12 protein-coding genes are annotated in these 18,723 nt (G+C 38.2%); 9 read left to right on the forward strand and 3 right to left on the reverse strand.

The genetic code is table 11. The features are described 5' to 3' along the window. Positions 1-2: 2 nt before the first annotated feature. Complete coding sequence (locus QT16_RS05020; protein ID WP_039486760.1) at positions 3-3,290, reverse strand: tetratricopeptide repeat protein; 3,288 nt, start codon at positions 3,288-3,290, stop codon at positions 3-5. Beyond that, complete coding sequence (locus tag QT16_RS05025) at positions 3,290-5,998, reverse strand: bifunctional glycoside hydrolase/polysaccharide deacetylase family protein (RefSeq protein ID WP_039486761.1); 2,709 nt, start codon at positions 5,996-5,998, stop codon at positions 3,290-3,292. Before QT16_RS05025 ends, QT16_RS05020 begins: the two co-directional genes overlap by 1 nt. Before the next feature lie 485 nt (positions 5,999-6,483). Here QT16_RS05025 and QT16_RS05030 point away from each other — a divergent pair, with 485 nt between their 5' ends. The 5 genes from QT16_RS05030 to QT16_RS05050 all read left to right on the forward strand — a co-directional run bounded on the left by QT16_RS05030 (position 6,484) and on the right by QT16_RS05050 (position 12,440). Beyond that, a complete protein-coding gene (locus QT16_RS05030) occupies positions 6,484-8,151 on the forward strand; it encodes a methyl-accepting chemotaxis protein (protein WP_039486762.1) in 1,668 nt (555 codons plus the stop codon). Between the two features lie 106 nt (positions 8,152-8,257). Beyond that, on the forward strand, positions 8,258-8,773 hold the full coding sequence (locus QT16_RS05035; protein ID WP_238719423.1) for a MarR family winged helix-turn-helix transcriptional regulator: 516 nt from the start codon (positions 8,258-8,260) through the stop codon (positions 8,771-8,773). A gap of 133 nt (positions 8,774-8,906) precedes the next feature. After that, the gene (locus tag QT16_RS05040; RefSeq protein ID WP_039486764.1) at positions 8,907-9,656 is read left to right on the forward strand and encodes an RIO1 family regulatory kinase/ATPase domain-containing protein; all 750 of its coding nucleotides are present in this window, start codon (positions 8,907-8,909) and stop codon (positions 9,654-9,656) included. A gap of 314 nt (positions 9,657-9,970) precedes the next feature. Beyond that, entirely contained in the window at positions 9,971-11,323 is a 1,353-nt protein-coding gene (locus tag QT16_RS05045; protein ID WP_002958930.1) for a magnesium transporter, read from the forward strand. A gap of 55 nt (positions 11,324-11,378) precedes the next feature. After that, complete coding sequence (locus QT16_RS05050; protein WP_024598984.1) at positions 11,379-12,440, forward strand: DUF21 domain-containing protein; 1,062 nt, start codon at positions 11,379-11,381, stop codon at positions 12,438-12,440. Between the two features lie 31 nt (positions 12,441-12,471). Here QT16_RS05050 and QT16_RS05055 read toward each other — a convergent pair whose 3' ends face one another. Further along, on the reverse strand, positions 12,472-13,077 hold the full coding sequence (locus tag QT16_RS05055) for a TIGR04211 family SH3 domain-containing protein (RefSeq protein WP_039486768.1): 606 nt from the start codon (positions 13,075-13,077) through the stop codon (positions 12,472-12,474). 307 nt (positions 13,078-13,384) lie between these two features. Here QT16_RS05055 and QT16_RS05060 point away from each other — a divergent pair, with 307 nt between their 5' ends. The 4 genes from QT16_RS05060 (at position 13,385) to QT16_RS05075 (ending at position 18,689) form a co-directional block, all read left to right on the forward strand. Beyond that, complete coding sequence (locus QT16_RS05060) at positions 13,385-14,908, forward strand: CYTH and CHAD domain-containing protein (protein WP_024596277.1); 1,524 nt, start codon at positions 13,385-13,387, stop codon at positions 14,906-14,908. After that, a complete protein-coding gene (locus tag QT16_RS05065) occupies positions 14,909-15,574 on the forward strand; it encodes an START domain-containing protein (RefSeq protein ID WP_039486770.1) in 666 nt (221 codons plus the stop codon). It begins immediately after the preceding gene. Positions 15,575-15,661: 87 nt separating this feature from the next. Continuing rightward, positions 15,662-16,471, forward strand: a complete 810-nt coding sequence (locus QT16_RS05070) for a phosphate/phosphite/phosphonate ABC transporter substrate-binding protein (protein ID WP_024589294.1) — start codon at positions 15,662-15,664, stop codon at positions 16,469-16,471. Beyond that, a complete protein-coding gene (locus QT16_RS05075) occupies positions 16,458-18,689 on the forward strand; it encodes an ATP-binding protein (RefSeq protein WP_039486774.1) in 2,232 nt (743 codons plus the stop codon). The genes QT16_RS05070 and QT16_RS05075 overlap by 14 nt, the downstream gene beginning before the upstream one ends. The last annotated feature ends 34 nt before the right edge of the window (positions 18,690-18,723 follow it).

An 18,723-nucleotide genomic window follows, 5' to 3' on the forward strand; every position in this document is an offset into this window, starting at 1 on the left:
CATTAAAAATGTACGTAATAACCTAATTGTAATTGTGTATCTGAGTTACCCACTTTATTACTACTTTGGTAACCTAGCTGTAATTTAAATAAATCATCGCCCAGTACAGACCAACCAGCGCCACTTGAAACTGATACATCTACTGTATCGTTAAGTGTTTGATAGCCAGTACTTATATCAAATAACCACGAAGGGCTTGCGCCTAAATAAGGAGGTTCTAATGAACCAGTTGAAGCAAATGAGGTCCCTAGTGCAAAACGTCTAAATGGTTGAAGGTCAACTCTTAGCGGTCTTCTGCTTGCATCTGTATTTATTAATGCATTAACACGTTCAAAGTCTTGCCATTGCGCACTAAAATAAGCGTTCCAAATTGGGCGGTCTTTTAAAATGCTGTATTGGTAACGAGCATTATATTCTTGGCCGTTTATTAGTGAGCTGCCATCGCTTCTTCGAGAAAAAGACATCGCTGCTGCTGATAGCTGTACGTTTTGTCTACCATCAATATTGTAGTTAACATAGGCCGTGGCTTTATCTAGCTGAGCATAGCTAAGTAGTGCTTCTGATTGGCGGTTTTCAACATTATATTCAAGCTTTAAACCTACCTGTGTTCGTGAATCCCATTGATAACGAGAGTCTAAGCTAAGACCTTGGCGGCTAACTAAGCTGCCTTGGTGCGAATCTATTTTTGCATCAAAATACCAACGACCAAAGGTCATTTTATCTTCTATCGCAAACAGTAATCCGTTGTTATCAAGGTTTTGCTGATTACTTAAACTTAATTTCCATTGCCCATTAGCATAAGGAAAATAAACGTTTACATCGTACTGGCTACTGTTTAAACCAGCCTCTGGCGATAGGTTAATTTCAAGCGCTCTAAAATAGGATGCGCGTGCATTTCTAAGTAAACTCAATTGCGATTGACTTGGTTCTTCAGTGAGTTCTTCGTACCAACGTTGCATGGTGGCATAGGGTTGTTTTAAATAGAGTAGGGCGTTTAGCTCATCTAATTTGCTTAGTGAACCTTCAGCTATAAGCTGTTTCGCTTTATTAAACTCGCCGTTGGTCATATAAAGTTGTAGCTTTTGCCATGGCTCTAATTTTTGTGCAGCCCTGCGCGCTAACCACCAGTTTGTTTGAGGTTCACCAATAGTGTCGGGGGCAAGTTCTTCCATTGTGTTTAATTGCATTAAATGAGGAACAGCCATCGCGCCCGCCCAGCGGAACATTAGGCCTCTGTATGCATATTTATCTTTAGGTAAGTGTTGCAGTAAATAGTGATTAAGTTCAGCAGCATTTGCATAATAACCAAGTTGCTTCATTACATCGGCTAAGTTAACCAGTGTTGTTAAGTCACTTGGCTCTGCAATGGCCAATTTACGCAAATAAAAGTAGGCACTGTTATATGATTTTTCATAAATAGATAGGCTAGCTAAAAGCTGCGTCCACGCATAGGAAGTGTCGCTTTGAGAATAGCGAGCTAAAATGCGGCCAATCATTACAGTGTCATGCATTTGCAGCGCTAACCAACCTTGTGCAAGCACAACATCAGAGTCATATTCGCTTAATTTAGCAGCGCGGTTTAAAGTTGTATAAGCTGAATTTAAATCACTTTGGTTTTGATACCAATTAGAAAGAATTAACCAAGCAGGATAGAGAGCTTTATTATATCGTTGTTTATCAAGTTCAGCATGAATACGTGCAACTGATTTAGCATCATTTACTTGTGTGCTTAATAATGCAATTTGAATCAATTGACGGTCAGTTTGCGACTCACTTTTCCATAAATAATCAAGAAGCTCCTGAGGCCGACCTTCAAAGCGCAATTGTTGGTAGTGCAGCATGTCGCCTACGCTTAAAGGGCTTATTTGTTGTAACTGCTCTAATGCATATAGCTCATGAGCTTTGTCTTGGACTCGCATTGCCATGTCTACATTGGCACTCCAAAACTCATCGTCAGAACTTTCATGTTTGTTTTTTAGTACTTGCAGAGCTGTAGAAAAGTCATCTTCTAGCCAAAATGCACGGGCAATCCAAAGTAAATCTTCTTCATTTTTAGGCCCTTTGTATGTAGGCCACAAAGCTCTTAAAGCTTTTAAATTACCAGTATCGTGAAGTACTTTTGCTTTCCAATATTGTGATAATGCACTTTTACCATTTATTTGCTCAAAGCGTTCAATATTATTTAACTCTTGCTTTGTGTTACCAATAAATTCGTTAGCTTGCATCCAATTAGCAAAGCCATTTCCTTTTAGATTTCTATTTTGGGCTTTATATTCGTATATATCATTAGCATCTTGGTATAAATATAAAGCGGTGGCATCGTTAATACTATCGGTAAGCATCGCAGGGGTTACGGCTTTGTTAGACATTAGCCATTTAAACTCTCGAAGTGCCTCTTTAGGCTTGTTTTGCCAGCGCTTTATCTTCCAATTTAATAAATGTAGCTCTTTGTCATCTGGGCTTTGTAGTAATAGCTTTGCAAGTAATTGCTCAGCTCCTTTTGCATTTCCATTTGCTAAACGCAGGTGCATTGCTTGTGTTAAGTAATCGCTGTTATTTGGATCGGTCTTTAATAAGCTTTCAATAGCTTGAGCTGCATCTTCTGTGTTGCCAGCCAAGTTTGCTAAATAAAGGGTGCGTTTAACATCGGCTTTGTCACCGTAGGTGTTCCACCATGCATAAGCTTGAATCGGATTATTTGCGCCAAGTGCAGTTTCAATCGCTTTAGCTGCAATGTCAGCATTTATATTTGTTTTATAAATAGCGAATGCTTTGTCAGGTTCCCCTGCGCTTAACCAGTAATCGGCTGCAAGGAGTGGCTGTTTATTTTTTTGATAATACTGAGCAACTTTTGCGTTTAACCCAACGGCTTTTGCAATTGTCAGTATTTGTTCGTTCCAATTTTTATGAGCTCCTATTTTTAAAGATAGCTCTTCAAAGCGGTCGTCAACTTTAGCACCACTTGCTAGCCATAATGAGTAAAGCAACTTTATTTCAAGTGTTGCTTTGCGCTCGCCTCTAGGTAGCTTTTCAAGCTCGTTAGTGGCTTGTGAATACTCACTAAGCCCTATATGTAGCTCAACCAATTTAGCGCGAAGCTTTTCGTTGTCGGGCTCTGTATTGAGCGCTGCATTAAGGTAAGATTTCTCAAAGGTATAATCTTGTGAAAGTGCATCATCTTCAAAAAATAAGGTATGGGGAAATAACGCATAAAGTGCAAAACAACTTACAGCTAGTATCGCTAATATTGTTTTTATAGAAATTAACTGAGGGCGCTTTTTAGTATTCATTATAGAGCAGATCCGTTGCAGTTAAGGTAACCATAAAAGTCACCTGTAGGTATTTTAAAATGTGTTAATTTACCCCGATTAATACCTTTGAAGCGCTCACCCAAATTAGATACAAATTCGCAAGAGCGTGCATTAATTAAATCAAGTGAAGCGGGCACCCACGCTTTAAAACTAACAGGTCCGTTAACTTGCCAGTTATTAATAACAACATTTGCAGACGCTAAATAAGGTTTTTCACTATTTTGGCTATGATCAAAGCTAAGGCGAGCTATGTTATTTATAATATGTATGTAGTCACCTTTTTCAGTTACACCAGATACACCTTCACTTTGAGCTATGTTTGGCACATCAAAATCGCTAGGTATGCGCAGAGTACGAATGTACTTTGAGCTAAATAACCATTCATTATTACTGTTTTTTGCAAGTGCAGAAAAGTAAAAGTCTTTTGCTACTTTTGCATAGTGGCTTAAATGCACCGGTGTATTTGGCCTTGCTAAAACATAATCAATGTTGTGTTTAAGAGCGTCTAAGCCCGCAAGAACTTCACCTGAATAAAAGTGATAATAAATAGTGTAAGGTTTTAACCTATATGGCTTTTCTGTTATTTCGAATGTTTCGGTTAAGCGTCTAAAGCCGTAATAAGGGCCATGCCATAAGTTTGTGTAAACATTTTCATTTAATATGGGGGCGTAAATTTGATACAGCAAATCTCTTTCAGGGCGACCGATAGGGGAGATGTGAGAAAGGCTTGGGTTATCAGCATTTACATCAGTATTACCGCCATTGACATTTAATACGCCAGCGTCACGAGCAAGTTCAAGTGCTTTTGGGCCAGGTGTTGCATCACCAGACCATAGCATCATTACTGTTTTTTTATTTTTAGGTGTGAGTTTTTCATCAATGTACTTTATCGAGTCGGTAATTTCTTTTTTAAGGCTAATTGTGTTGTAGCCAGGCACGTCTAGATGAAAACCGTAATCAGTGTCGTCTTCATCTATTTTTTTTCGCCCAGATAGTGCTGTCCAAAAATAGGGATGACTATAAGTGTGTGAAGCAACTTCTACGTAAGGCAGGTTAAAAATACTACGCGCAATGCCTTCGAGTTTGGCACTTTGTTTAGAATGAATACCGCCTTCTTCAATATCAGCTTGGATCACTGATGACGTTAACGGTAGTTTGTAGTGTTTAATTATTTCATCTCGAATTACTTCTGCTGAATAAGGCTTACCTGCGTAGTGGGCAACACTTGTAAATCCATCTCCATCGATATGCAAAGTAAGCATTCGCCTGCCGCTTTCGGTGGTTGTATCTGGCACTAATATAGGTGGTAACCCCATTGCTTGAGTAAGCAATGTACGCGGATCAATAACCCATTTGCTGCCTTCCATCGGAAATGTATCAATTAGCCAAGGAGCAACTACTACTGCACCATATTTAGTTTTAGCAGCTTGTACAACTATTGTGTCATCCGATGATTTTATTGTAATTAAAGGAGTCGCATCAGTTGATAATTTGAGTAAGTATGGTTTAACAATAGGGGGAGGTGTTGTGGACTCCCCTTTGAGCCAAGGTGCAAAGCTATCTTGTTTATATGGACCTTCAGGTAGTGTGTTTAACGACTCAATACCTAAGCTTAATAATAATTTAGTTGATTGTGGTAACTCGCCTAAAATAAGCTCTGGCACCACACCTAAATTAGCTTCAAGCCAATTGTTTAGTGTTGGTGTGTAAAATGCGTCGCTTGAGGTCCACGAAATAATACCAGCATGTAAGCTAGGATCAACTAAAGGTAAATCGCGCTTTGCCATATCTATGTAATCAGGTATATACCCCAAATACTCAATCATGGTCGCAAGCTTTAAATGTACGGTAGTGTAAATGAGTGGCTTAACGTTACTGTTGTACGGAATGAGGATGCGTCTTGGTACTGGTGATATAGTTGATGTACCCCATGTTTGTAAGTGCCCATCAGTTACCCAGGGAATAAAACCTGCCTGTTTTATTTTTTGCGCCATAGCAAGACGGTTGTCAGGCTGTGCATAATCAATAACTTGTACTTTAAAACCAAGCTTTTGTGCCGTTTTTAATTGTGCACTTAGCCAAGCTTGATCGTTCTCGGTGGTTAATTTGTAGCTATTATTGATTGGGTTGTAATGGCTATATAAACCTTCAGCCACTAAATCACTGGCTAAACCGGTAAGTCTAGGTAGTAACTCAAAGCCTCGGTTGAGGATAAGGTGTTTATTAAACGTGCCAGACAGACTTTTTATAATTGCGACTAAGCCATTTTGTTGATCTGATTTACTGTGCTTGTCGTCTAAAAGCTGATAGCTGTCTAGGGTATCTAAAAACAAGCCACTGAAGCCTCGTGCTTTTAAAGTAGCTGCGTTATTTTGCACATGTTGTTGCCAATGCGTAGATGTTAAATCGGCAATGTGACTATTCCAGTTAGGGTTAACTGCGAGTGAAGACTCACTTTCAACAAACGACTCACCAACACTTAAATAAGCATAAACAGCTATGTCACGCTGTTTAAACCAATTGAGTTCGTGCTCAGTCACAAGGTCAGGCTGAACTACAACGCGAGAATAAAAGGTCATTTCGGCTAATGGCATCGGCGCTGAGTAGTAAAAAGCGATACTATTATTTACAGGCGTTGCGAATGCGTGTGCCGACACTAAAAGTGCAAGGTATAAAATATACTTCATTAATAATTCATTTTTATTAGATTATAACTGTGGCTCAAAGTGATGTGTTCCAATTTTGATCTAGTTGTTTGGTATTAGGAATATAGGACTATTATATGTTAATGGAAGTTTGATATCTATATATTCATTATTTATATGAACCTAAAACCAATACTAACATGGCTAATGACTTAACTCATTACATACGAAGCAATTGGGCCGCTCAATACGCTATCAAATTAATTTTAGATCAATACAGCCGTTAGAATTTTGAATATAACAAGAAGGTTGGTAAATAATATATAGATTAATACAAAGGTCGCAGTGTTTTTAGTGTTCAAATACCTCCCTTGTGACTATAATATCAGCACGCAGAGCATGGTATGAGTATACTCCCACCAAATTTTTTATTTACTATGTTTTAAACCCAATAAAACATAGTAAACAGTCGTAATTTAACTTTGGCAATTGTCGCTATATATGCATTTATACACCCCGGAGAAAAAATGAGTAATTTAAGCTTGAAAAACAAATTGCTGTTACTAGCTATTTTACCGCTAATGCTACTTTTAATCAGCTTAATGCTGAGTTCTTATTATTTAGAGAATAAAAATCAGCAGCAAAATTTTGAAGCATTTCAAACTAAGTTAATAAGTGACAAGCAAACGTTACTAAGTACCGAAATTGAAATTGCTAGCAAAATTGTTCGTTATCAATTAGCAAATGGCTCTGAGCAAGATGCTAAAAACGCTTTAAGAGACATAACATTTGGCCAAGGTGGTTACTTTTTTATATACGACACCAATGGCATTAGTGTTTTTCATGCATTACTAGGTGATGCTATTGAAGGGCAAAACAAAATAGGGATGACTGACCCTAACGGTAAAAAAATAATAGTGGGCTTATTAGAGCAAGCTAGAAAAGGCGGCGGCGCTTTTAGCTATCATTTTCAAAAACCAAATACCACAGGCTTAGTTGAAAAGATGGGTTATGCAGCAATGATACCAGGCACAAACTGGATGATTGGTACTGGCGCATATATGGATGATATAGACGCAGAGCTACTTAAATACCAAACAACAATGCAAGAGCACATGAATGATAAGGTAATGACCTTATTATTAATTGCTTTGTTTTGGGTTGTTTTAACAATTATATGTGCGTTAGTTGCCGCAAACACAATGGTAAAACCAATACAGCGCATGGCGCAAAGCCTTGACGATATTGCAAAAGGTGAGGGCGATTTAACCAAGCGTCTAGACATTGATACTAACGATGAAATAGGTCAACTTGGCGAAGCATTTAATATGTTTGTAAGTAAGCTACATGGCATTATTGCTAATGTGGTTGATGTAACACACGATGTAAAAACAGCCTCTAGTGATATAAATACACAAACACGATTAATTGAAGACAAACTACTTAATCACAATCATGAAACAGATCTTGTTGCGACGGCTATTACCGAAATGTCGGCTACTTCTCATGAGGTGGCTCAAAATACAAACCAAGTGGCAGAGTCAACTCAAGCGGCAACGCAAGAAGTTGCTAAAGCTCAAGAGTGTGTTGATATTTCACTCAGTGAGGTTTCAAACTTAATGGGCGAAATTAACCTAGCTGCTGAACAAGTGGATTCGCTAAGTGATCAATCTAAAAAGATTAATAGCGTACTAAGTGTAATTGGTGGAATTGCTGAGCAAACAAACTTACTTGCACTCAATGCTGCAATAGAAGCTGCGCGAGCAGGTGAGCAAGGGCGAGGGTTTGCAGTTGTAGCCGATGAAGTAAGAAGCCTAGCAAGTCGTACTCAAGTTAGCACACTAGAGATTAGTGAAATGTTGAGTGAGCTACATAATTTAGTATCAGATGCAGTTGCAGCAATGCAAGCAAGCCAAAGTAGTTGTAATCGCTCTGTTGAATCCTCTCGTGCTATTTCAGAAAGTTTAGGCGCGGTAACAAGCTCAGTTAGATCAATTAACGACATGAGTACGCAAATTGCGACAGCGGCGCTGGAGCAAAGTAGCGTTACAGAAGAAATAAACCGTAATGTATTTGCTATTCAAGAAATAGTTAATGAGCTAACTATTTCAAGTAAAACCACCTCTTCAGTTGGTCAGCATTTAGCTGGGCGTGGTGAAAGCTTAGGACACTTAGTTGGCCAGTTTAAGATTTAACAAACCTCAAAGCCCTACACTAAAAGCCGCTAATAGCGGCTTTATTTTTGTGGGCGATTTTTTATAAAAATTATTGAATTTTTTGCATGCGTTAAGGTCTATCAGCATGCAAATATACTTATACAGTGAAATAACCATGCAAAACATGCCATCAATTAAACGTTGTACTCGAGAAGAGTTAGCGCCAGAGCAAGATTTGGGGCGTTTAGTCTCTTTTTTACGTTCGAGATTAGCCATTCATGTTGATGCCAAGTTACTTCCTATGGACTTAACTTCTGCGCAATATATTGTGGTTGTACTACTTGCGAGAGAGTCGGTTAATACGCTTGCAGGACTTTGCGAATATATGGTCTATGATCGTGGCGCTATGAGCCGCTTATTAAACCGACTTGAAGAAAAAGGACTCATTATTAAAACGCAATGTGAGCTTGATAAGCGCTCAACTATTTTGTGTTTAAGTGAAAAAGGTAAAGCTCTTTGTCCTGAAATTATGCCTGTAGTGAACGAAGTCTATGCGCAAGCATTAAATGGTTTTTCAGAGCCAGAAAAAAACCAAATAATCGACTTACTATTCAAAGCTATAAATAATCTTGATTCACTGCCAAACTCCCCCCAAAAGTAGATTATCAATAAAATAGCGATACTGTTTCAACAGAAAGTTAGCGTGCTAATTAGTTGATCTGATTGTGCGTAGAATCTAACTTTGATAATATAGTTGCCTAGGCAATTAAAGTTATCATCTTGTTAGGTTTGTTATGATTGAAAATAATTTGTTAGTACAATTACAGCAGCAATATCCAGAACATACTTTTATGCAACATCACTTAAGTGTTGTCCATAAGGGACGTTTTGCTAACGCGATTGTGTATCGATATAAAGATAATGAATTTGATTTAATTGTTAAAGATTTTAGCCAAAGCCCGTGGTTTATCCGCAAAACATTTGCACGTATGTCGGTAAATCAAGAGTATAAAGGGTTAAGCCGTTTAGCTGAGCTTGATGCAGTCGCTAACCGCTTTTGTAGATTGTCGCCGATAGCGGTTGCTTATAACTATATTGAAGGCACGCCACTGCGCGCTTTAATTCATGAAGACAAAACATTACCTGTTAACTTTTTTAGTGAACTTGAGCGTCAAGTAGCAAAAATGCATCGCAAAGGCATCGTGCATTTAGACTTACGTAATATGGGTAATATTTTATGCGGCGCAGACGGTAAACCTTATTTTATTGATTTTCAGTCCACTATTAGCTTTTCTCGTTTTCCACGTTGGTTGCAACGCTTTATGCGAGGATCTGACATGTCAGGCGTATATAAAGCATGGAATAAATTGGGTGAGCAACCTCTGCCACAAAAAAAACAAGACTATTTAGAGCGCTTTAATCACGTGCGTAAACGCTGGATTTTTAAAGGTTACCCAATACAGCGAGGCTATGCGTGGGGCGCTGCACTTATTACTCAATTTGTAGATTCTGACTTAGTACGAAATATTACTGATAGACTTTAATTTAAAGCATAAACCGTAATTTAAAAACACCTAATTCATTGTGTGATTTTGCCCATATTAGCCTAGCTAATATGGGATTTTTTTTATTATAAGTAATCCCTTTGGTTTGCTTACTTGTTGTTTAATCCCTCAAAAACAATTCCTTTTACTGTTTTTTTAATTTTTTAAAATAAATATTAGTACTGCATTTAGTTTGCCCATACAATGCGCAAAAATAGCTTGCGCATGCTTAATAAGTTCACGTTTTTTCTGCAATTTTTTATTGTTCAAGTAGACTATAAATAATGTGCGCTTTTAAATTTTAAGGTTTTAAGATGATTGAGTATCCGGTAGACCAACTTCCACAGCTCATAAATGATTTATTGCAATGCGATACAACAGAACGCAAAAATAAATTATTAGCAGATGCGCAGTTAACGCTTTCAACAGAGCACCTGTCATTACTTTTTGAGGCGATACCAAAAGAACAACGACTTGAAATTTGGCAGTTGCTTGATGAAGACACGCAACACGAAATTTTTGTTAATTTAAGTGAAGATAGTTGTTTGTGGTTGCTGCAAACGCTAGAAGACGCTGAGGCTTTTAAACTTCTTGATGAAGTTAATGTAGAAGAGCTACTGGAACTTGAAGAAGTTATACCAGAGCGATTTGTTGAGTATGCAAAAAAGCAACTCGATGAAGCGCAAACCAAACAATATGATTTAGCGCAGCAATACCCGCCAGAACAATTAGGTCACTGGTTAGGTTTTGACTTTTTAAAAGTATCGGAGAAGCTAACAGCCGGTGGTGCTAAAAAATTGCTACACAAAGGTTTACCGCAATACAGTGAAGTTATTTATTTAGTAAGCCGCAAGGGTAGTTTAATAGGTGAGGTTGCGGTAAATGATTTAATAAAAGCCAGCGACACCGATAACTTAATGACATTGGCAAATCATGACTTTTCATCACTCCATGCTGATGATGATTTATATGAAGCGGCAGAGGTGGTGATCCACAGTGAAAAAATGGCACTGCCAGTGGTTAATGCTGATAATAAATTACTTGGGCGATTAACCATTGCCTCTGCTTATGAATTACGACAAGAAATTGCTGATGAAGCAGCCGCTAAAGCCGGTGGTTTACGTGAAGACGAAGACCTGTTCGCAAGTGTGCGAAAAAGTGCTAAAAACCGTGGCATATGGTTAGGTATTAATTTAGCTACTGCCTTTTTAGCGTCGTGGTTTATCGGTTTATTTGGCGCAACGATAGAACAAGTTGTAGCACTAGCTGTATTAATGCCAGTGGTCGCTTCTATGGGGGGAATTGCAGGTAGTCAAACATTAACCGTTATTGTGCGAGGTTTAGCGCTTGGACAGGTTACAGATTCAAACCGTAATGCGTTGCTAAAAAAAGAGCTGCGTGTTGGCGCTGTAAATGGCTTGGTATGGGCGTTTGTAATAGGCCTACTAACCTTTTTATGGTTTAACGACTTAATGCTTAGTATTACGATTACGGTAGCCATATTATTGAATTTAGTGGCCGCGTCACTAGCAGGTGTTGTTATTCCGTCTATTTTAGACAAAATGAAAATTGATCCTGCGTTATCTGGTTCGGTAATTTTAACTACCGTTACCGATATTGTTGGGTTTGTTACCTTTTTAGGTTTAGGCAGTTTATTGCTTTTATAAGCCTTATACCAATTCGCTTAATTAAGTGAATTGGTATTACTAACAGGAAAATACAATGACCTTTGAAGTCATGATTTGGTGTGCAATTGCTTTGTGTATTTCACAATCGGCAATATTTTCGGGCTTAAACTTAGCTTTTTTTTCACTAAGTAGGCTTCAGCTTGAAATGGAAAGTGCAAAAGGGAACGAGGCGGCCATAAAAGTCATGGCCCTTCGAAACGACTCTAACTTTTTATTGTCGACTATTTTGTGGGGCAACGTAGGTATTAACGTACTACTTACACTACTTTCTGATTCGGTATTAATGGGCGCAAGTTCGTTTTTATTCTCAACTATCGCAATTACTATTATTGGTGAAATAACACCGCAGGCTTATTTTTCGCGTAATGCGTTAAAAATGGCAAGCCTACTTTCGCCGTTAATTAAGTTTTATCAGATTCTGTTTTATATAGTTGCTAAGCCAACGGCTTTAATTCTCGATGCATGGTTAGGTAAAGAGGGGATTACGTACTTTGCTGAAAGTGAGCTCAGGGGTATTATTCGCAAACACATAGAGGCTGAAGAAGCTGATGTTCAACACGTTGAGGGAATAGGCGCGCTTAACTTTTTTAGCTTAGATGAAATAAGCGTAACCAAAGAGGGTGAGGTAATTGATCCAGACTCTATTATTGCTTTGCCTACTAAGCTTGATTTGCCTATTTTCCCAGACCTTACATTAACAACTGATAATGAGTTTTTACGCAAACTACATAAGTCAGGTTATAACTGGGTGATCATTACCAATGAAGACGGTTGGCCTTTATTAGTGGTAGATGCTGACGGCTTTTTAAGATCAGCGTTATTTGAGCCAGATACGTTTGACCCTTATCATTATTGTCACAGACCTATAATTGTTGCTGATGAAGCGATGCGTTTGAGTGAAGTGATTTTAAAAATACGGGCTAATCATTCTTTAGATAAATCGTTTGATGGGGCCATTGATCACGATGTGGTATTAGTGTGGAGCGACGTGAAACGCATTATTACCGGCGCTGATATATTTGGTCGGTTGCTCAAAGGTATGAGTGCACCAAAACTCGAACTGCATGAAAATACAGAGAATAAAAAGCCGCTATAAAGCGGCTTTTTTGTATTTAGTTGGTGGAGCTTTACGCCCAACCTTCGTAGCGCTTACGACGTGACAGCACTATCGTTAATATAATACCTAAAAACAGGCCTAAAAACGCAATAGCACCACCGTAAGTAAGTAGCTGGCGTTTCTCTTTTGAGCTAGCAGCTTCTTTTTGAGTGCGCTCTTGCTCTAGCGTTGTTTTAAGCTTAGTAATTTGAGCAGATAACTGCAGATTTTGATCTGTTAAAGTTTGGTTTTGTTCTTGTAGCTGTGGAAGTTCTATTTGAGCTTGACGTAGCTTTTCTTGCATAAAGCTCATTTCGCTACTTAGTGTTTTGTACTGTTGGTGTAAGCCAGCTGTTTTAGTAATAAACTTAGTTTCTATCCAACCTTCGCGGTCTTTATCATCTTTAATTTTTATAAAGCCGTTTTCTTCATTTGATAACAAGGTTAACTTTGTTCCAGCATCTACAGAGCCGAGTAGTCGATAATTTTTACTCGCCCCAGAGCGCATAAAAGTGTATAGATTATCGATAATATAAGCGGTGTTTGCATTCGTTGAATTTGCAGGTTGTGCTTCTTGTGCATAACTCATGAATGTGGTGGCTGTTAAAAGTAGCCCTAATAAACAATGTTTTAGCATTTATCTACCTTGTTGATCTAACTGCGTCCGTTATGAACGTGATTTTTATTTCACATAAGTAGTTAGATAGTATGGATTAAATAGATCAATAGCAAGACTGATATTGTAACCCAGTACGGTAACGCAGGAGTAGTTATCGAGTCCACTAGGTTACAAGCCTCACGCTGTGATTAAATTGCTCCTAGATAGAACGAATTTTAATCCGCAAAGGTCATCAAGCCCTAAAATAAGGTTAAAAAATTTGCATTGTTAAGGCGCTTTGTTTATTTTGAGCACTTATTTATTTTAAAGGTAATCCGCAAACCGAATGGATACTGAGATAGAACTGAAATTTTTGGTATCAGATGCCGTTATTCCACTGATCCCCTCGTTAATTACTCAATTTGCAAAAACGGTGAAGAATAAACCGTCTCGCAGCTTACAAAATGCATACTACGATACGCCAAGCAGAGAGCTTAGAGCGCTTGATATAGGCTTTCGAACGCGTTGTTCTGACAGCGAATGCGAGCAAACTATAAAGCTTGCAGGTGAAGTGGTAGGTGGTTTACACCAACGTCCAGAGTACAATTTACCAATTGAATCAAGCCGCCCTAATTTAATGGCGTTTGATGCTGATATTTGGCCTCATGGCATGCAAATAAGCGCCATCTCAAAAAACCTGTATCCAATATTTAGTACTAACTTTATTCGTCGTACTTGGTTAATTGAAACCGAAAGTGGCGCTAAAATTGAAGTTGTGCTCGATAAAGGTGAAATTGCGGCTTCGGGTAAAATTGAAATTATTAGCGAGCTAGAAATTGAGCTAGTTGAGGGCAGTCGTAATGAGCTGTTTGCATTTGCAGATATACTAGTTAGCCAAAACTGCATACGCTTAGGTTTGTATTCTAAGGCCGCGCGTGGTTATCGACTTGCTGATGAAAAACCTTTAATGCCAAGCAAATCTATTGGTTTTGTACAATTACCAAAGTCGACTACTCAAGAGCGTGCTTTAGTTGAAGCCATGAACTTTGGCATTCGCTTTGTACAAAAGCACGAGCAATGCTATTTCGATAAGCCAAGTTTAAAAACACTTAAACGCGTAACTGACGGCATCAGTTTAATCCGCCATACTTTTTGGCTATACGACGATATAGTATCTAAAGAAAGTACAGAGCACTTACGTACCGAACTTAAATGGTTATTAAGTGAGTTAGCGTGGGTAGAAAACGCGATTCAATTAAAAACGTACACGTCTAAACGCCATGCTTTTTATAAAAAAATTAATGCGGCGCCAGCACTTGCTCAAGTCATTGGCGACTTAAAAGAGTTACAGCCAAGCATTGACGATATAAATGCACTGTTTCACAGCGCACGTTATAATCGTTTATTACTATCGTTAACTACCTGGTTAATCGATAAGCAATGGCGTAAAGACTGGGGGCAAGCAGAGCTTCAAGCGGCTGAGCAAAATGTGTCGTCTATTGCCAATAGGCTTTTTAATAAAGACTGGAAAAACCTGCACGAGTTGCTTCCAAAGGAGCAAACACTCGATGTCGCTTCGTATTTAAACCTGCGAACTCAGCTTGAAAATAGCCTACTGAGCGGTAACTGTTTAGGATCTTTATTTGATAAAGAAGAACGCCTAGAGTTTAGATTGCCTTGGCTTGATATTTCTCATGGTATTTATGAATTAAGTACGCTTGAGTATTTAAAGCAATTATGTGCAGGGCAAGAAGACGAACAGCTTGCTAAAATCCAGTCATGGCTTGAACAAAAGTCTGAATATTTGGTGAGTGCCATGGAGCAAAGTCGCCTTGCTTCACTTGACATAGAACCTTACTGGCAAAAATAAATGAAGCGCTTTTGTAATAAAATTCAGTTGCAAAAGTGTTTATTCGTTATTTTTTTATTAGTTAGTTTTAACACTTACGCTGAGCCCATATGGCATTTGTATAAAAACAAAAATGGCGTAAGTGTGTATTATCAAGGCCACAGTGATAATACCTTTGAAGTAAAAGCGCAGATGAGCGTGAAAGGCGTATCCACCAATGAGTTTTTAGAATTACTCAGTGATACCGATGCCGCACCCCAATGGCTCGAAAATATATCTCAGGTAAAGGTTATTAAGCACATAAGCCCATCAGAAAATTTAGTGTACAGTTATTTTAATTCTCCTTGGCCTGTTAGAGATAGAGATAGCATTACTTATTCTTGTTATTCACAGTTAACTGCGAATAAAAGCCAATTGCTTATTAATGCTCGCCCTAATAAGCTGCCCCAAAATAATGGCGTTATAAGAATTACTACTTTAAATGCACGCTGGCTACTGAGTGAGAACAAAGGCCGCCTTGATATTGAGTACCAAGTATATGCTTTGCCTGATGGGGCAATACCTACTTGGCTAAGCAATAAGGTCGGATTGAAAAGTACTTACACCACATTTATGAACTTGCATCATATGCTCACAGATAAAAAATACACTCCAAAACTACCTGTAATCAAAGCAGGTCAATGCTAAATATCGAATATATAATAATTTAATGGTGTGTTGAGTAGTCTTTAACTACGCTTAAGCAATAATGACACGCTATTATTTGGAGAATTGATGAAGTATTTAGTGGCTATATTATGTTTGATACACAGCTCATTCTTATTAGCTCAAGAATATACCTTTGGTGTAGTGCCGCAATACGAGCCGCAAAAGCTAAATACTATTTGGCAACCTTTGTTAAAGCAGGTAAGTAAGCAAACAGGGGTAACAATAAAGCTAATTACAGTTGAGTCTATTCCTGTATTTGAAAAAGCCTTTGCTAATGGCGAGTACGACTTTGCATATATGAACCCATGGCATAGTGTTGTAGCATACGAAAAACAGGGATATTTACCACTAATAAAAGATGCAGGGCGAAAGCTGCAAGGTATTTTGCTCGTAAACAAAGACAGTGATATTGATAATTTAAGCCAACTAGAGGGCGCTGAAATAGCATTCCCTGCACCTAACGCATTAGGTGCGTCATTATTAATGAGAGCTGATTTAGCATTGTTATACGGGCTAACAATAAAGCCTGTATATGTCCAAACTCATCCATCGGTATATTTAAATGTAGCACTGCACTCAACAATGGCGGGCGGTGGTGTAATGGGCACATTTAAACAACAACCAGAAAGCTTACAAAATAAACTCAAAATTCTTTATAAAACGCGTGAAATTAGTCGCCACCCAATTGTAGCCCATCCAAGGGTTGATGCTGCAATACAGTTAAAAGTGCAACAAGCTATTTTAGATATAGGGCAAAGCCCAGAGCATAAACATTTGCTTGCAGGTATCCCAATTATTAAACCTAATATTGCAACTTTAGCTGAGTATCAGCAGTTAACTCAGTGGGGCTTACGTTCTTTTTATGTTGAAAATTAGAGGGTTTCGTAGCCTAAGAGCACAAAGCTTTATTGTGGTATTGCTTTGTGGCTTGCTTATGGCCTGTCTTTTTATGTTTTACGCCTTACCGGAACAAGCGCGCTGGGTAAACGATGGCCTTTCAAAGGCTGCTCAGCGTTCTTTAGCGCAGTTATCGACTTCTATAACGACTCCGTTGTTAACTAGGCAATATGCAGAGCTATATGAAGAGATAGACAGTCAACTTCAAACTCGCCCAAATTGGAAAAGTATTAAAATTGTTGATGTTGATTCAAAAAACCAATTGTATCCGCTTGAGAATTGGGTTGGAGCAAATGAAAACGGCGACATGCTGTTATCTCAACAGGTGATATTTTTAGACAAACCGCTGGCTAATATTAGCTTGGTTGTTAATTTTACTAATGAAATTAACGAATCTTCAAAACTTCATTACACCTTAATATATATACAATTTATTATTTTAGTTATCGTTTTTATAGGTTTGGCTTGGCTGGTGGATTACAGGGTTACATCGCCTTTGAGGACGCTAAAACTTGGGTTTTCACGTTTAGCCAAAGGCGACTTTGATTGCCATATAGATAAACAACAACAAAATGAAGTGGGCAGTGTAATAAATGCATTTAATAATATGGTTGATGAGGTTGCGAATAACCATCAAAAATTAAATGCATTACGAATTCAAGCTGAGTCTGCAAGTAAAGCAAAGTCAGATTTTATGGCCAGTATGAGCCACGAATTAAGAACTCCATTAAATGCAATTTTAGGCTTAGCCCAGCTGTATGGATATGATGAGAGTGCTAATAAAGTACAAAAAGAAAACGCGAAAAGCATTTATCAAGCTGGGGAGCATTTACTATTACTCATAGACGATGTGCTTGATTTAACGGCTATTGAGTCGGGTAATATGCAGTTTAGTTTTTCTTATGTGCCTATTAAAAGCATATTAGAAGAGTCAGTAGAGTTTGTCACTGAGCTTATTAAAGGGCAATCAATAACACTGCAAACTCACGGTTTTGAGTCCTTAGAAGGATTGAGTATTTATATTGATCAGCGCCGCTTTAAACAAGTGATGCTTAACTTGCTTTCAAATGCGATTAAATACAACAAACCAAATGGCAGCATTAATATTAATTGTCGGGTGTTAAGTAATAAACAATGCGAAATAGATGTAATAGATACTGGATGTGGATTTTCTCCAGATGACATTTCTCGCCTATTTAAACCTTTTGACCGCTTAGGAGCTGAAACCAGTAAAGTAAATGGAACCGGTATTGGTTTAGTGATAACTAAGCAGCTGGTAGAGCGTATGCAAGGGTCTTTGAGCGCGCAGAGCGAGCAGCACAAAGGTTCTTGTTTTACGCTAAATTTTAACAGTTTTGATCAAACTGACTTGCCAGCACAAGTGCAAGCCCCTCAAATAACACAGCAAAGCTTAAATGCGGTAACGCTTCCTACGCTTGAGGTTTTAGTGGCAGAAGATCAAGTTACAAATCAGCAAGTGTTAAAACAGCAATTAACTATGCTTGGAGTGTGCTCTACTTTTGTAAGTAACGGTGAGCAAGCTTGGGAGGCCATACAAAATAAACGCTTTGATATTTTACTAACCGACATTCAAATGCCCTTACTCGATGGGTTAGGGTTAGCCAAAAAAATACGCGAAAACACTCATTTTGATGAACTGATTATAATTGCAATTACGGCCAACATTACCAAAAACAACATAGATAATTGTTATACTTGTGGAATGAATGGCTTTTTAACAAAGCCTATTGAGCTTGTTAAATTAAAGTCGTTATTGATGGAGCATTCTCAAACAGTGGTCAACACGCGATCAGAAAAATCAGATGGTGAAAATATAGCTTCAGATAGTTTTGATCAATTAGATATCACGCTACTAAAAGCAATGCTTGGTGATGATCCTAGCGTACATTGCATGGTATTTAATGCGTTTTTACAAACAGCAGGGGAGCAAATTAAATTAGCTAACGCGTATGCTAAGAGTAAAAACTATGTTGATTTAGCTTTTCAGGCTCATGCATTAAAGTCGTCTTCAAAGTCTGTTGGGGCTATTGAGTTGGCAAATATATGCCAGCAGATAGAAACGCAGGCAGAAAACGAAACAGTCAAAAATGAATATATACAGCAGCTGGAAGAGCGCTTTAACGCTGTAGTCACACAACTTAAAAGCTATTGTTTACGATATGAAAAACGCACATAAAAAATGGCTCTTAAAGAGCCATTTTTTGTTTTAG

The sequence above is a fragment of the Pseudoalteromonas distincta genome (assembly GCF_000814675.1).
GTDB classification, from domain to species: Bacteria; Pseudomonadota; Gammaproteobacteria; order Enterobacterales; family Alteromonadaceae; genus Pseudoalteromonas; species Pseudoalteromonas distincta.

Excerpts from the sequence above, each read along its gene's own strand:
- QT16_RS05025 (WP_039486761.1), bottom strand. The coding sequence starts at position 5,998 with ATGAAGTATATTTTATACCTTGCACTTTTAGTGTCGGCACACGCATTC.
- QT16_RS05065 (WP_039486770.1), top strand. The coding sequence starts at position 14,909 with ATGAAGCGCTTTTGTAATAAAATTCAGTTGCAAAAGTGTTTATTCGTT.
- QT16_RS05045 (WP_002958930.1), top strand. The coding sequence starts at position 9,971 with ATGATTGAGTATCCGGTAGACCAACTTCCACAGCTCATAAATGATTTA.
- QT16_RS05030 (WP_039486762.1), top strand. The coding sequence starts at position 6,484 with ATGAGTAATTTAAGCTTGAAAAACAAATTGCTGTTACTAGCTATTTTA.
- QT16_RS05040 (WP_039486764.1), top strand. The coding sequence starts at position 8,907 with ATGATTGAAAATAATTTGTTAGTACAATTACAGCAGCAATATCCAGAA.
- QT16_RS05075 (WP_039486774.1), top strand. The coding sequence starts at position 16,458 with ATGTTGAAAATTAGAGGGTTTCGTAGCCTAAGAGCACAAAGCTTTATT.
- QT16_RS05060 (WP_024596277.1), top strand. The coding sequence starts at position 13,385 with ATGGATACTGAGATAGAACTGAAATTTTTGGTATCAGATGCCGTTATT.
- QT16_RS05055 (WP_039486768.1), bottom strand. The coding sequence starts at position 13,077 with ATGCTAAAACATTGTTTATTAGGGCTACTTTTAACAGCCACCACATTC.
- QT16_RS05070 (WP_024589294.1), top strand. The coding sequence starts at position 15,662 with ATGAAGTATTTAGTGGCTATATTATGTTTGATACACAGCTCATTCTTA.
- QT16_RS05020 (WP_039486760.1), bottom strand. The coding sequence starts at position 3,290 with ATGAATACTAAAAAGCGCCCTCAGTTAATTTCTATAAAAACAATATTA.
- QT16_RS05050 (WP_024598984.1), top strand. The coding sequence starts at position 11,379 with ATGACCTTTGAAGTCATGATTTGGTGTGCAATTGCTTTGTGTATTTCA.
- QT16_RS05035 (WP_238719423.1), top strand. The coding sequence starts at position 8,258 with ATGCAAATATACTTATACAGTGAAATAACCATGCAAAACATGCCATCA.